General features: G+C 63.4%; 14 protein-coding genes. 8 read left to right on the top strand and 6 right to left on the bottom strand.

The window, feature by feature from the left end; all coding sequences use genetic code 11:
- Positions 1-28: 28 nt before the first annotated feature.
- Both KYT87_RS07910 and KYT87_RS07915 read right to left on the bottom strand, forming a co-directional pair.
- Positions 29-436: a hypothetical protein gene (locus KYT87_RS07910; protein WP_104143198.1), complete on the bottom strand. Its 408-nt coding sequence runs from the start codon at positions 434-436 to the stop codon at positions 29-31.
- Between the two features lie 13 nt (positions 437-449).
- Positions 450-809: a hypothetical protein gene (locus tag KYT87_RS07915; RefSeq protein ID WP_046802815.1), complete on the bottom strand. Its 360-nt coding sequence runs from the start codon at positions 807-809 to the stop codon at positions 450-452.
- 274 nt (positions 810-1,083) lie between these two features.
- On the opposite strand from KYT87_RS07915, the gene KYT87_RS07920 reads away from it, so the two are divergent.
- The 5 genes from KYT87_RS07920 to KYT87_RS07940 all read left to right on the top strand — a co-directional run bounded on the left by KYT87_RS07920 (position 1,084) and on the right by KYT87_RS07940 (position 5,203).
- The gene (locus KYT87_RS07920) at positions 1,084-1,212 is read left to right on the top strand and encodes an entericidin A/B family lipoprotein (RefSeq protein ID WP_039883990.1); all 129 of its coding nucleotides are present in this window, start codon (positions 1,084-1,086) and stop codon (positions 1,210-1,212) included.
- 128 nt (positions 1,213-1,340) lie between these two features.
- Positions 1,341-1,772: a BPTD_2524 family lipoprotein gene (locus KYT87_RS07925; RefSeq protein ID WP_046802816.1), complete on the top strand. Its 432-nt coding sequence runs from the start codon at positions 1,341-1,343 to the stop codon at positions 1,770-1,772.
- A gap of 3 nt (positions 1,773-1,775) precedes the next feature.
- Positions 1,776-2,186 carry a hypothetical protein gene (locus tag KYT87_RS07930; protein ID WP_046802817.1) on the top strand — a complete coding sequence of 137 codons (411 nt, stop codon included), beginning with the start codon at positions 1,776-1,778 and terminating at the stop codon, positions 2,184-2,186.
- A gap of 166 nt (positions 2,187-2,352) precedes the next feature.
- A complete protein-coding gene (locus tag KYT87_RS07935) occupies positions 2,353-3,645 on the top strand; it encodes an aspartate carbamoyltransferase (RefSeq protein ID WP_046802818.1) in 1,293 nt (430 codons plus the stop codon).
- Between the two features lie 136 nt (positions 3,646-3,781).
- The gene (locus tag KYT87_RS07940) at positions 3,782-5,203 is read left to right on the top strand and encodes a diguanylate cyclase (RefSeq protein WP_104143201.1); all 1,422 of its coding nucleotides are present in this window, start codon (positions 3,782-3,784) and stop codon (positions 5,201-5,203) included.
- A 96-nt stretch (positions 5,204-5,299) separates the two neighbouring features.
- Here the strand turns inward: KYT87_RS07940 and KYT87_RS07945 are convergent, their stop codons facing one another.
- Positions 5,300-6,199, bottom strand: a complete 900-nt coding sequence (locus KYT87_RS07945) for a recombination-associated protein RdgC (protein ID WP_006218333.1) — start codon at positions 6,197-6,199, stop codon at positions 5,300-5,302.
- Between the two features lie 151 nt (positions 6,200-6,350).
- On the opposite strand from KYT87_RS07945, the gene KYT87_RS07950 reads away from it, so the two are divergent.
- A complete protein-coding gene (locus KYT87_RS07950; protein ID WP_046802820.1) occupies positions 6,351-6,560 on the top strand; it encodes a hypothetical protein in 210 nt (69 codons plus the stop codon).
- 385 nt (positions 6,561-6,945) lie between these two features.
- Here KYT87_RS07950 and KYT87_RS07955 read toward each other — a convergent pair whose 3' ends face one another.
- From KYT87_RS07955 to KYT87_RS07965, 3 genes are all read right to left on the bottom strand, one after another.
- Positions 6,946-8,607, bottom strand: a complete 1,662-nt coding sequence (locus KYT87_RS07955; RefSeq protein ID WP_046802821.1) for an MFS transporter — start codon at positions 8,605-8,607, stop codon at positions 6,946-6,948.
- A 230-nt stretch (positions 8,608-8,837) separates the two neighbouring features.
- Entirely contained in the window at positions 8,838-10,214 is a 1,377-nt protein-coding gene (locus KYT87_RS07960) for a sensor histidine kinase (RefSeq protein ID WP_219992609.1), read from the bottom strand.
- A 112-nt stretch (positions 10,215-10,326) separates the two neighbouring features.
- The gene (locus KYT87_RS07965) at positions 10,327-11,016 is read right to left on the bottom strand and encodes a response regulator transcription factor (RefSeq protein ID WP_006218337.1); all 690 of its coding nucleotides are present in this window, start codon (positions 11,014-11,016) and stop codon (positions 10,327-10,329) included.
- Between the two features lie 315 nt (positions 11,017-11,331).
- On the opposite strand from KYT87_RS07965, the gene recA reads away from it, so the two are divergent.
- A complete protein-coding gene (recA, locus tag KYT87_RS07970) occupies positions 11,332-12,393 on the top strand; it encodes a recombinase RecA (protein WP_006218338.1) in 1,062 nt (353 codons plus the stop codon).
- Positions 12,394-12,586: 193 nt separating this feature from the next.
- Positions 12,587-13,396 carry a recombination regulator RecX gene (gene recX, locus KYT87_RS07975; protein WP_219991968.1) on the top strand — a complete coding sequence of 270 codons (810 nt, stop codon included), beginning with the start codon at positions 12,587-12,589 and terminating at the stop codon, positions 13,394-13,396.
- The last annotated feature ends 33 nt before the right edge of the window (positions 13,397-13,429 follow it).

Here is a 13,429-nt window from a genome sequence, read left to right on the forward strand (position 1 = left end):
GGCTGGCCGCCCGCTCTTGGCGCTGCCTTCAAGACCCCGACGGGTAGGGAGACATGCCCACCGGCGCGCGCGGAGCCAGGTCGCCGACCACATGGCCGACCACCGGGGGCGCGCCTTCTTCGGGCTGCGTAATGATGCCGATCACGCGTGTGATGGCGCTGGCGGGAATGCCGGTGCCGTGCGCCGGATCTTGCACCAACTGCCAGACGGTGGCGTCGGCGGGGCCGGCGTCCGTCATGGTTTCGATGGAAGAATCCAGGCAGCTGCGCGCAAAGAAGGACCAGTCCGATGCGCTGCAAGGCAAGCCGTGTGCCGTGGCCAATCGCGCCAAGGCCAGAGGTGCATCCGCCTGGCTAGCGGCATGCTGGGCGGCCGAGCCCAGCGTGACGTCCAGGGACAGCAAGCGGAGAAACTCTACGACGTTGTCTGAATTCATTGTGGGTCTCCTGTCAGCCGGGGCTTTGTCCCAGCATCGACACTAGCGATTTCTTCAGGCGCGCCGAAAAGATCGGCACCGTGTGCGACACGCCATTGCGGTCGACGCCTTCTTTCAGTTCAACGGACTGCCCCAGGAAAATCTCGGGCGCGGCGTTGATGTCGTTGTAGCGGGCAAGCAGTTCATTGACATGGCTTTGTGCGTCGGCAAGGGTGCTGCTGTCGGCAAGCTTGCCCGCCGCGTGCGCCTGCAGAATACGGTGCAGATCGTCGATAAACAGCGCCAAAGCCGCTTGTCCGCGGCACTGCGGCTGTTCCCAGCCCCAGCCCTGTGGGCCGGCGCCAGCGTTCTGCGATACGGGTTTTTTGTTCATTTGCGAATCCTAATCCATTGCAGGCAAATACGCGACATCGCGCCGTGACGGGGTTGTCACGGCAGCGTAAGGGCGGTTACGGGGTTTGGTCCGGCCGGGTTACAAAGTGCGGCCAACGGCCCGCAGCCTGGCTGGCGGCCGAATTGTAGGCGCGAATTTGTAGGCCCGATGCGACACGTGCTGCAAGCTGGCTGTCAGGGCGTCCTGGTGGTGCGCAACTCTGTCCCTTTGCGGTATGCTGGCTTCGGTTTCCACGCCCAGACAGGAGATGTTTATGAAAAACAAAGTTGTTCTCGTCATGCTGCTTTCGATCGCCGCGCTTTCGGCGGGCTGCAATACTGTTGCGGGCGCCGGCAAGGATATTCAACGAGGCGGTGAGAAGATCGAAGGCGCTGCGAAGTAAGACCGCAACGCCGAGTTGCTGATGAGTCAGCCCAAGGCCACGCGCGAAATGCCCAGGCATTTCCCGCGTGGCCTTTTTGCGGCCGCTGGCATAATCGCAAAAGTCAGAATTTCAATGCGGGAAGAATCATGCGCAAGTCTGTATGGGTGGGTGTAACGCTGGCAGTGCTGTTGGCCGGCTGCGCGAGCAAGGGGGTTTACGAATCCGACGCCGTGCAAAAAGAGACCTTTAGCGTCGACACCAACTACCAGGCCGCCTTCCGCCGGGGCGGCGAATATGTGCGCACCTGCCACGTGAATGTGCAGCATCCGTATGGGGTGGCGTACGCGTGGCGCCACACCCTGGGCGAGAAGGGCGCGCCCGATGAAATCCAGGTCTACAAGGTGGGCGAACCCGCCAAGGTGCTGGAACTGATCTCCGCCGAGGCCGACGGCCCCGCCAAGTCCAAGGTCACGGTCACCGTGCTGGGACAGGGCCGCTGGGACGCGGCCGAAATCGCCGCCGCGCGCGCCTCGATTCAAAGCGCCACGCCGGCCTGCCGCGCCGGCAACGGCGGCTGATTCATGGACGCCCGCAACCCGCAACGTCGATCCTCGGGGATGTCTTTTGCGTTGCTCGCGGGCGGCTTCCGATTCTTGGGCTGGCTCAACGGTGCATCCGCGCTGGCGCTGGTCGCGTTCTCGCTGGGCATCGTGGGCGGCGACATCGCGGCGCCCGATCTGCAATTGCCGTTGGCACTGTTCCTGGCCGGCTTGTTGACCTCTTGCATGGGCCTGTTGTTCGGCTACCTGGCGCAGGTCAGCTTGTTGCGGCAGGGCGACATCGGCCACGTCACACGGGGCCACTGGCCGGCGCAGCTGCTGGCGATGATCTGCTATCTGTTGGGCGCATTGGCGTTCTGCGCGGGCTGCTGGTTTTCGCTGGGTCAGGTGGCGCCGGGGGCGCAGCAGAACACGTCCTACGCCAGCCGGTAGACCGTGGGGCCGCGTCCCCATCGGCCGCTGCCAAGGCGTGCTGCCCGGACGGCCGTGGCGCGGAAATAACAAGGGTAAACCCTTGTACGCAAAAATATTGGACTTGCACTTGTGTTGGGAATAATATGCGCGCTGCGTATATAAATCCTCTTTCTCGGGGCCCGTCATGACCATCTCCCAGCAAGCCTTCCTGCGCGACGCCATGCGACGCCTGAACCTTACGCGCGACGTGTTCGCGACGCGCATCGGTGTCAAACGCCGGGCGCTGGACACGTGGTTGCTGCCCGAGGGGTCGCAAGAATTTCGCGCCATGCCGGAAGTGGTGCAGCGCTTTGTCAGCGAGATCGTCCAAAACGGCGTGCTGCTGGAAAAATATACGCAAAGCGTACAAGACGGCCCCCTGCGTGAAAGGATCGCCGTGGAAGGCAAGAACCAGTTGCTGTCAGTGGACCAGTTCACCCGCGAATCGGTTGAAGACCTGTTCCGAGTGGCCGACATGATGCAGCCCATCGCGCGCCGCCAGAAAGTGTCGCGCGTGCTGGAAGGCGCCGTGCTGGGCAACCTGTTTTTCGAAGCCAGCACCCGCACCCGCGTCAGCTTCGGCTCGGCATTCTGCCGCTTGGGCGGTTCGGTGTGCGACACCACGGGCTTCACGTTTTCGTCGATGGCCAAGGGTGAGTCGATCTATGACACCAGCCGCGTCATGAGCGGCTATGTAGACGCCATGGTGATCCGCCACCCCGAGCAAGGTTCGGTTGCGGAATTCGCGCGCGCCACCAACATTCCGGTGGTGAACGGCGGCGACGGCCCGGGCGAACACCCCAGCCAGGCCCTGCTGGACCTGTACACGATCCTGACGGAATTTTCGCGCCTGGGTAAGTTGCTGGATGGCGCGCACATCGCCATGGTCGGCGACTTGAAGTACGGCCGTACCGTGCATTCGCTGATCAAGCTGATGGCGCTGTACAAGAACGTGAAGTTTTCGCTGGTGTCGCCCAAGGGGCTGGAGATGCCCAGCTACATCATTGAGCAGGCCAGCCGCAACGGCAACATCATCGAGCAGAAGACGTCGCTGGCTGAAGGCCTGGCGGGCGCGGATGTGATCTACGCGACGCGCGTGCAGAAAGAGCGCTTCGCCAACGAGGAAAACGAAGGCTACACGCCCGATTTCCAGATCAACCGCGCCATCATCGATGCGTATTGCAGCCCGGAAACCATCGTCATGCACCCGCTGCCGCGCGACAGCCGACCGGGCGCCAACGACCTGAGCGTGGACCTGAATCATGATCCGCGCCTGGCCATCTTCCGCCAGACGGACAACGGCATTCCGATCCGCATGGCGATCTTCGCGGTGCTGCTGGGCGTTGAAGGGCTGGTGCAGCATTCGCTGCGCGACGTCACGTGGCAGCATCCGTCGCACGTGGGCCCGGACGATTCGGTCTTCCACGGCCTGGAATAAGCGGCGTCATAAGCCGCGATACCGCCGCCGCGCGTGGGCCCCTCTAGGGGCCCACTTTCTTTTAGCGCATAATCCGCGCTGGTTTTTCGTCGCGTGTCGCTTTTGGCACGCGCGAAGTTTTTGGGGCGGATGATTTATGTCTTCGAGCAAGACGGCGTTGCCGGTTTGGACAAGCGGCGCTGATCAAGCGTGCTACCTCAGCGCATCCAACGCGCAAGCGTGGGAAGCGGTCTACCAGTCAGTGGACGCCTACACGCGCGGCCAGGTGGCCGCCGTGGTCGCGGACAGCGCCAAGGAACTGGTGGACGCGTTCTATTCGACCTTGCTGGCCGACGTTGAAGCCGGCCCGCGCCTGTCCCACGAGATCGTCTCGACGCGGCTGCACAAAGGCATGAAACACTGGCTGCTGGGGCTACTTTGCGTGCGCGACCAGGGCGATATCGTGGCGTTGATGGCCACGCAGAAAAAGGTGGGCGAAGTGCATGCCCGCGTCCATATCCCGATCCATCTGGTGATGGCGGGCGCGCGCGTGCTGAAAAACGAGATTGCCGAAAGGCTGCGTGCCAGCGATCTGGACGGCATGGCCGCGTCCATCGCCACGCAATACGTTTGCAATCTGTTTGACCTGGCCATCGAGCAGATGAGCCGTGCCTTCATGCGCGACATCAACCGTGGCGCGCGCAACGACGAGGCCTACCGGCTGTTCGCGTTGGGGCAGAACATTTCCACCGAGCGCGAGCGCCAGCGCGCCGCACTGCTGGAGTGGAGCCAGGCCGTGCTGATCGGCCTGCATTACCGCGCGCCGGAACAGGCGCTGCCGCGCCTGGCGGCTTCGGAATTCGGCCTGTGGTTGCAGCACAAGGGCGGTGTGCTGTTTGAAAGCGCCCCTGCATTGCGCCAGATCACCGACGCGGTTGCCGAGCTGGACGACGTGGTGCTGCCCCGGCTGCTGATGGACGACGGCGAGCGCCAGTTGTCGATGCCCGACCAGGTGCGGCAATTGCAGGAGCTGGTGGCGCGCATCAAGCATCTGCTCAATGGGCTGTTCGATATGGTGGCCGAGATTGAAAGCGGCAGCGACCCGCTGACCAACGTGCTGAACCGGCGCTTTTTACCGTCGGTCATTGGGCGCGAGATTGCCATTTCCAGCCGTCAGAGCAGCCTTTTTTCGGTGCTGCTGCTGGACATCGACCACTTCAAGGCCATCAACGACGCGCACGGGCATTCGGGCGGCGACCATATCCTGCGCCAGTTTGCCGAAGTGGTTCACCAGTCGTGCCGGTCCAGCGATTTTGTGTTCCGTTATGGCGGTGAGGAATTTCTGGTGGTGTTGGTGGACACCGGCCGGGAAGCCGCGCTGGCGGCGGCGCAGAAGCTGGGCGCCGAGATCCGCCGCCACGCGTTCACCATCCCCGAGGCGGGGGCGCAACGCATCACGGCCAGCATCGGGGTGGCCACCTTTGACGGCCACCCGGACTACGCCTACCTGATCGACCGGGCCGACAAGGCGCTGTACCAGGCCAAGCTGGCCGGACGCGACCGCAGCGTGGCGGCGTAAGAGGGCGCGGCGGTTTCGTGCGCTCGCAAAATAGCCGCAAAAAAAGACCGCCCATTCATGGGCGGTCTTTGCTTGGGGCGTGATCCGCGTAAGCGATCAGATCTTCTTTTCGCCGCCCAGCGCTTCGACCAATTCGGCCATCATCTTGGCCAGTTCGCCGGTCATGAGCATCATGTCGGAATCGAACTTTTCATCGTCGTTGGCGGCAACGCCTTCGTTGCCTTCCTTCAGTACGTCCAGCGGCGACACGCGCTTGACGTCCAGGCCTTCGGTCAGCACGAACGAAATGCGGTCGGCCCACGTCATGGCCAGGCGCGTGCACTGCTTGCCCGACTGGATGTGGCGGCGCACGTCGTCGGCGTCGATCGAGTGCTTCACGTAGCGGATGGCCGCGCCGCTTTCACCCGACGAACGCAGTTCGGTGTCCTGGTCGATGCTGAAGTTCGAGGGAGCCTCGTCTTCGGCCAGCCAGCCCGTCATGGCGGACGCGGGCGATTGCGCCACGTACAGGTTTTCAAGCGGGAAGGGGTCCACGCACTTGGCCAGCAGGCCGATGACTTCGTCGGCTTTCGCGGAAGCGGCGGCGTCAATGACCAGCCAGTGGTTTTGCGGATCGATCCAGACGCGCGTGTCGCGATAGACGCTGAAGGCGCGCGGCAGCAGTTCGTCAGTGACGCGTTCCTTGATTTCCTTCATCTGCTTGCGGCCCGGCTTGTAGCCTTGCTGCTCTTCGATTTCCTGGGCGCGCGCCTTGGCGACCTGGTTCACGACGGTGCCCGGCAGAAGCTTCTTTTCCGCGCGTAGGCTAAGCAGGATCTGCCCGTTCACGACGTGGGCAAGCCCGCCGTTTTCGCGCGGCGGGACCCAGCCCAGGCTTTGCATTTCAAGGTTGTTGCCCGCTTGGTAGGCGTGCCGCGCAAGCGTTTCTTCAAGCTGATCGCCAACGAGAGTCCACGGCGAGGAGAGGCGGTAAATCTTGAGGTTTTTGAACCACATGAGCGTCGGCCAAAAGGGTTGATTCTATACGACGCGGCCGGTTTGCCGAAGTGCTGCAATACGGTTGCGACAGGCGACACGTTCTGTCACTGACATAGGGCGGGCGTTGCGTTAACTTGCGCGCACCGACATGGAATCGGAGAGGAAAAACATGAAAATCATTGGCGCCATCCTGATCGTCCTGGGCATTGTGGCTTTGGCCTACAAGGGCTTCAACTACAAGTCCGAAGAGACCGTTTTGCAGATCGGCTCGGTCAAGGCCACGGCCGAAACCGAGAAGTCGGTGCCGATCCCGATGTGGGCCGGCATTGCCGCCATCGTGGCGGGCGTGCTGGTTATCGGTGTGGGCATGCGCCGTTAAGCAGGCCCCGCATCCGCACAATGATGGCCGCCTGGCGGCCATCATTTTTTTTGGGCGCTGACTTTCTCGCGCTGACTTTTTCGCGCGGAAAAAAAAGCGGCCCGGCTCAATAAAGGCCGGGCCGGTACGGGAGCACACAATACCGCGTCATAAAAGGCTCGCGGGGAACGCGGTATCGGTGTCAGAGCACTGGCCCTGCAATCGTCTGACAGGGGGATCAATCGTCATTCGATCTGAAGCAAGGCCGCAATCTGAGGCGCCAGTCTAAGCGCCAGGGTCTGACATCGTCCTGAAAATGCGCAGAAGTTTCGGGCAAAAAAAAAGCTCCATAAGGAGCTTTCAAGGCCGGGCAGGCGCAGCAGTCCCGCCCGGCGGGGGATGGTCTTTACGCGTTGATGTCGTTGTCCTTGGATTCGCGCACGAACAGCGTGCCGATGACCAGGGTCATGACGGCGATGATGATCGGGTACCACAGGCCGTCGTAGATGTTGCCCGTGGCTGCCACCACCGCGAAGGCCACCGGGGGCAGGAAGCCGCCGAACCAGCCGTTGCCGATGTGGTACGGCAAGCTCATCGAGGTGTACCGGATGCGGGTCGGGAACATTTCCACCAGCATGGCCGCGATGGGGCCGTAGACCATGGTCACGTACAGCACCAGGATCGCCAGCAACACCACCACCATGACATTGTTGCTTTGCGCCGGGTCCGCCTTGGCCGGGTAGCCGTGGCTGCGGATCGCGGTGGTCAGCGCCTTGTCCAGTTCAGCGGCCTTGGCCTTGAAGTCGGCCGGGGCCATGGACTTGCCGTCGAACGAGGTGAATTCGTCGTTGCCGATCTTGACCTTCGCGACCGAGCCGGCCGGTGCGGCTTCGTTCTTGTAGTTCACCGAGTTGCGGGCCATGAAGGACTTCACGACGTCGCAAGAGCTGGTGAACGCGGACGTGCCCACCGGGTTGAACTGGAACGAGCACGTGCCGGGGTCGGCAATGACGGTGACCGGGGCGGTGGCCTGGGCCTTTTCCAGCGCCGGGTTGGCAAAGTGCGTAATGCCCTGGAAGATCGGGAAGTACGTTGCCGCGGCGATCAGGCAGCCCGCCATGATGATGGGCTTGCGACCGATCTTGTCCGACAGCGCGCCGAACACCACGAAGAAGGGCGTGCCGATCAAGAGCGCGACCGCAATCATGATGTTGGCCGTGTTGGCGTCGACCTTCAGCGTTTGCGTCAGGAAGAACAGCGCGTAGAACTGACCCGTGTACCAGACCACGGCCTGGCCGGCGGTCAGGCCCAGCAGCGCCAGGATCACGACCTTCAGGTTCTTCCACTGGCCGAACGATTCAGCGATCGGCGCCTTCGAACCCTTGCCTTCTTCCTTCATGCGCTTGAAGGTGGGCGATTCGCTCAGTTGCAGGCGGATCCACACCGAGATGCCCAGCAGCACGACCGAAATCAGGAACGGAATGCGCCAGCCCCAGGCTTTGAAGTCGTCTTCGCCCATGACCGTGCGGATGCCCAGGATGACCAGCAGCGACAGGAACAGGCCCAGCGTTGCGGTGGTCTGGATCCACGACGTGTAGAAGCCGCGGCGGCCATGCGGGGCGTGTTCGGCAACGTAGGTCGCCGCGCCACCGTATTCACCGCCCAGCGCCAGGCCTTGCAGCAGGCGCAGCAGGATCAGGATGGCCGGAGCCGCCAGGCCGATGCTGGCGTAGCTGGGCAGCACGCCCACCAGGAAGGTAGACAAGCCCATGATCACGATCGTGACCAGGAAGGTGTATTTACGCCCTACCAGGTCACCCAGGCGGCCAAACACCAGCGCGCCGAACGGGCGCACGGCAAACCCGGCGGCGAACGCCAGCAACGCGAAAATGAAGCCCGCGGTGGGGTTCACGCCAGAGAAAAAGTGTTGCGCGATGATGGCTGCAAGCGAGCCGTATAGATAAAAGTCGTACCACTCAAAAACCGTGCCCAGCGACGATGCGAAGATGACGCGGCGTTCATCCTTGGTCATCGGGCGCGGTTCCGCGGAAGGACCGCGGCCTGCCATGGTTGTTGTGCTCATGATGTCTCCTCGTTTTTTGGCCGGCGGTTTTCCGCCGTGCTTGGCCCTTTGCCGGTCAAGCCGACATCGAGCTATGCGCAACATTGAGCCGCGACCCTGACGAGGTTCTGACGGAACCCTTACCCGAATCTTAAAATTGAAACTAAAAGTAACTATTCCGCAGGGAGCTAGGGATAGTCCTTAGCTGTCGGCCGGGCTGCCCAACACGTGCCGCGCTAGCTTTCGTGCCGATCCGACGGGTCGGCGTACTGCGGGAACACGACGCTGATGCGGGTGCCTGGCAGGTCCGAGTGGGGGGTGGGATGGTCGTCGATCAGCACCGTCGCCTGATGCTTTTGCGCGATTTCGCGCACGATGGCCAGACCCAGGCCGCTGCCGTCGGACGCGGTGCCCAGCACCCGATAGAAGCGGTCGAAGACGCGCTCGCGCTCGTCGGGCGCAATGCCCGGGCCGGAATCTTCCACTTCCAGCACGGCCTGGTTGCCGCGACGCTGCACGCGCACGGTAATGTGGCCGCCGCGCGGTGTATAGCGCAGGGCGTTGTCGACCAGGTTGTTGAGCAGTTCGGCCAGCAGGAGCGGGTTGCCGTTGATCTCGACCGGATCGTCAGAGCCCTCGAAGCCCAGGTCGGTGCTCAGCGACAACGCTTGCGGCACCCAGTGCATGGCCTGCTCGTAGGCGATGGCGTTCAGATCGGTGCGCGTCAGGCCGATCGCACTGGGGTTTTCGGCGCGCGCCAGCAGCAGCAACTGATTCACCAGCCGTGTGGCGCGTTCGGACCCCGTCACCAGCTGACGCAGGCTGGATTGCATTTCTTCGGGGCTGGCATCGCGCAGCGCCAGTTCAGCCTGTGTGCGCAGCCCGGCAAGCGGCGTCTTCAGTTGGTGGGCGGCGTCCGCCACGAAACGGCGCTGCGCCTGTACGTTGGCCGACAGCCGATCCAGCAGGTCGTTCATGGCGGCGACCAGCGGCGCGATTTCTGAAGGGGCCGCGCGTTCGTCGATGGGCGACAGGTCGTCGGGCCGACGCGCGCGCAGGCGCTGCTGTAGCGCGTTCAGCGGCGCCACGCCGCGCGACAGGCCGAACCACACCAGCAGCACCGCGATCGGCAGCACTACGAACTGCGGAATGATCACGCCCTTGATGATGTCGTTGGCCAGTTGCGTGCGCTTTTCCACGGTCTCGGCCACGATCAGCAGCGCGGGCTGCGTGTTGGGCAGGTTCAGGTCCACCCACGTGAACGCCAGGCGGATGCCGAAACCGCGCATGGTGTCGTCTTCGTATTGGACTTCGCCCGGGCGCGGCTGGCCCACGGTGGCCGGTAGCGGCAGCGCGCGATCGCCGCCCAGGTATTCGCCCCGGCTGCCCAGTACCAGCCAGAAGACGCTGTCGGTTTCGTCGGCGCGCAACACGTCGCGCGCGGCGTCGGTCATCTTCAGCACGGCCCGGCCGTCCTGCGCATGAACCTGCCGCGTCAACACATGCAGGTTGTTGGCCAGCGCCCGGTCGTACGGCACGTTGGCGATGTTCTGGGCGACCACGTACGTGATCGCGACGCTCATGGGCCACAGCAGGAACAGCGGCGCCAGCATCCAGTCCAGGATTTCGCCCAGCAGCGAACGCTGCGGCGGCGCAAAGCTCGGGCCCTTGGACCCGGCTTGCATGATATCCAGCGCTTCCTGATTCAGCGGCTCGGGCCGGGGGTCAGCTGGCGAGGTACGCGGCACCCTGGTCCCGCTCCAGACAGTAGCCCAGGCCACGCACGGTGACGATCTTCACGCCGCTGGGTTCGAGCTTCTTGCGCAGCCGATGCACGTAGACCTCGATGGCGTTGGTGCTGACTTCTTCGCCCCATTCGCACAGGTGGTCCACCAACTGCGTTTTGCTGACCATGCGGCCGCTGCGCGTCAGCAGGATTTCCAACAAGCTGACTTCGCGCGCCGAGAGGTCCAGCGTCTGGTCGTCGACGATGGCGACGCGGCCCGTCTGGTCGAACAGCAACCGGCCATGCTTGAGCATGGTGGCGCCGCCGCCCGCGCCGCGTCGCGTCAGCGCCCGCACGCGCGCTTCCAGTTCGGACAGCGCAAAAGGCTTGGCCATGTAGTCGTCAGCGCCCAGGTCCAGGCCTTTCACGCGCTGTTCGATGCTGTCGGCGGCGGTCAGGATCAGAACGGGCAGGGCGGAGTTGCGGGCGCGTAACCTGCGCAGCACTTCCAGCCCGGCCAATTGCGGCAGGCCCAGATCCAGAATGAGCAGGTCAAACGCCTGGGCCGCCAGCGCGGAGTCGGCGGCAAGCCCGTCACGCACGGCATCTACCGCGTAACCGTTATGCCGCAATGACCGGGATAGGCCATCGGCCAGAATGCTGTCGTCTTCGGCGATCAGGATGCGCATGGGGGCGGCACGGAAGCTGCAAAAAGGTCCCTGTGGCGCCGGCGCTTTGCGTGCCGGCTGCCCCGGGGTAGGGGGCTATCGCCTTGTGGGCGGCCCGGCGGTGGAATAGGGACGAAACGCCGGGGTCGGCTTCGATTCTGTCATACGGCGCCAGGCTTGCCCACTCAGGGAATACGTGCAAAACTCTGGCACACTGGTTTTTTGTACAGTACAATCCGATGCAATAATCTGAACCTGATTCAAAACAGCAACGCTGCGGTCCAAGGGTGCTCCTTCATGCCGCAACCACCAGATACGTCACAGACAGGACTTTACATGGACGACAAAACCACCAAGGCCGCCGCATCGGAAAAGGCCAAGGCGCTTGCCGCCGCGCTTTCGCAGATCGAAAAGCAGTTCGGCAAGGGCTCGATCATGCGTTACGGCGATAACGAGGTCTCGCACGATATCCAGGTGGTTTCCACGGGGTCGTTGGGTCTGGACATCGCCTTGGGCGTCGGCGGCCTGCCGCGCGGCCGTGTGGTCGAAATCTACGGCCCGGAATCGTCGGGCAAGACCACGCTGACGCTGCAAGTCATCGCCGAAATGCAAAAAATCGGTGGCACCTGCGCCTTTGTCGACGCCGAGCACGCGCTGGACGTCCAATACGCCAACAAGCTGGGCGTGAACCTGACGGACCTGTTGATCTCGCAGCCCGACACGGGCGAGCAAGCGCTGGAAATCACCGATGCGCTGGTGCGTTCGGGTTCGGTTGACCTGATCGTCATCGACTCGGTGGCCGCGCTGGTGCCCAAGGCTGAAATCGAAGGCGAAATGGGCGATTCCCTGCCGGGCCTGCAAGCCCGTCTGATGAGCCAGGCGCTGCGCAAGCTGACCGCCACGATCAAGCGCACCAACTGCATGGTCATCTTCATCAACCAGATCCGCATGAAGATCGGCGTCATGTTCGGCAACCCCGAAACCACCACGGGCGGCAACGCGCTGAAGTTCTACGCGTCGGTGCGCCTGGACATCCGCCGCATCGGCTCCATCAAGAAGGGTGACGAGGTCGTCGGCAACGAAACCCGCGTCAAGGTCGTCAAGAACAAGGTGGCGCCGCCGTTCAAGCAAGCGGAATTCGACATCATGTACGGCGCCGGTATTTCGCGCGAAGGCGAAATCATCGACCTGGGCGTGGCCGCCAATGTGGTGGACAAGTCGGGTGCGTGGTACAGCTACAACGGCAACCGCATCGGCCAGGGCAAGGACAACGTCCGCGAATACCTGAAAGAGCACCGCGACATGGCGATCGAAATCGAAAACCGAGTTCGCGAGAACCAGGGCATCGTCAGCCGCGCCGCTGAATTCGTGCCCACGGCGGAAGACACCGCCGAATAAGCCTTCCGCCTGCCGCGGGCGCAGTGTCGCCAGGGGCGGCGGACAGGCTTATCGCAGCGGGGCTGGGCGGTGATGCCGCACAGTCAGATACGGCAGGCGCCATGACGGGCCTGCCGTTTTGCATTATTCGTCGGACAGGGTTCGCCGCGTCTTTATCGATCCGGCGTCCGTCCTTGACCAAGGCAGAAAGCGCATGAGCTGGAAATCGACCCCCGCGTCAGCCGACCGCCTACGCGCCAAGTTGGATGACGAGTTTGAAACCGTCGCCAAGCCGCAAGGCTTGCGACGCAGTTCGGACGCGCGGCGCGAACAGGAAGCGGCCGAGCCCGCCGCCGACAAAGATGTCTGGCAGCGCAGTTCCGAGCAGCGCGCGCTGAAGCCCCGCACTTCCCGCACGTCACGTACGTCGGGTATGTCGGGTATGTCGGGTACTTCGCGTACATCGCGGACATCGCGTCCCCAGGACACTTCCGACACCTCGGATACGCCGGACACCTCTGACACGTCGCCAACAGGTGACAACGCCGGTGATGCGGCCAAGCCTGCCCGCAAGGGCCCGTCGCTGAAAATGCGCGCGGTGGGATATCTGTCGCGCCGCGAGCACGCCCGCGAGGAACTGGCGCGCAAACTGGTCGCCTACGCCGAAGACGCCAATGAAATCGAAAGCGTGCTGGATGCGCTGGAAAAAGAAGGCTGGCTGTCCACCGAACGGTTCGCACAAAGCCTGGTGCATCGGCGTGCGTCGCGCCAAGGCGCGGCGCGCATCGTGCAGGAACTACGCCAGCACGGCGTGGACGATACGCAGGTGGCCGAATTGCGCGAACAACTGCGCGCCACCGAATACGACCGCGCGCTGGAGGTCTGGAAAAAACGCTTCGACGCCAAGCCGCCAGACCGCGCGGCATACGCCAAGCAGGCGCGCTTTCTGGCCAGCCGGGGCTTCGCGCATGACGTCATCCGTCGAATCTTGGGCGAAGGCGAAGGCGACGGCGACGGCGATTGACCGGATCTTGCGCGGCCCCGCGAAGATGGCCCG

Origin of the sequence: Achromobacter sp. ES-001 (assembly GCF_019448355.1) — a bacterium.
GTDB lineage: Bacteria > Pseudomonadota > Gammaproteobacteria > Burkholderiales > Burkholderiaceae_B > Achromobacter > Achromobacter spanius_B.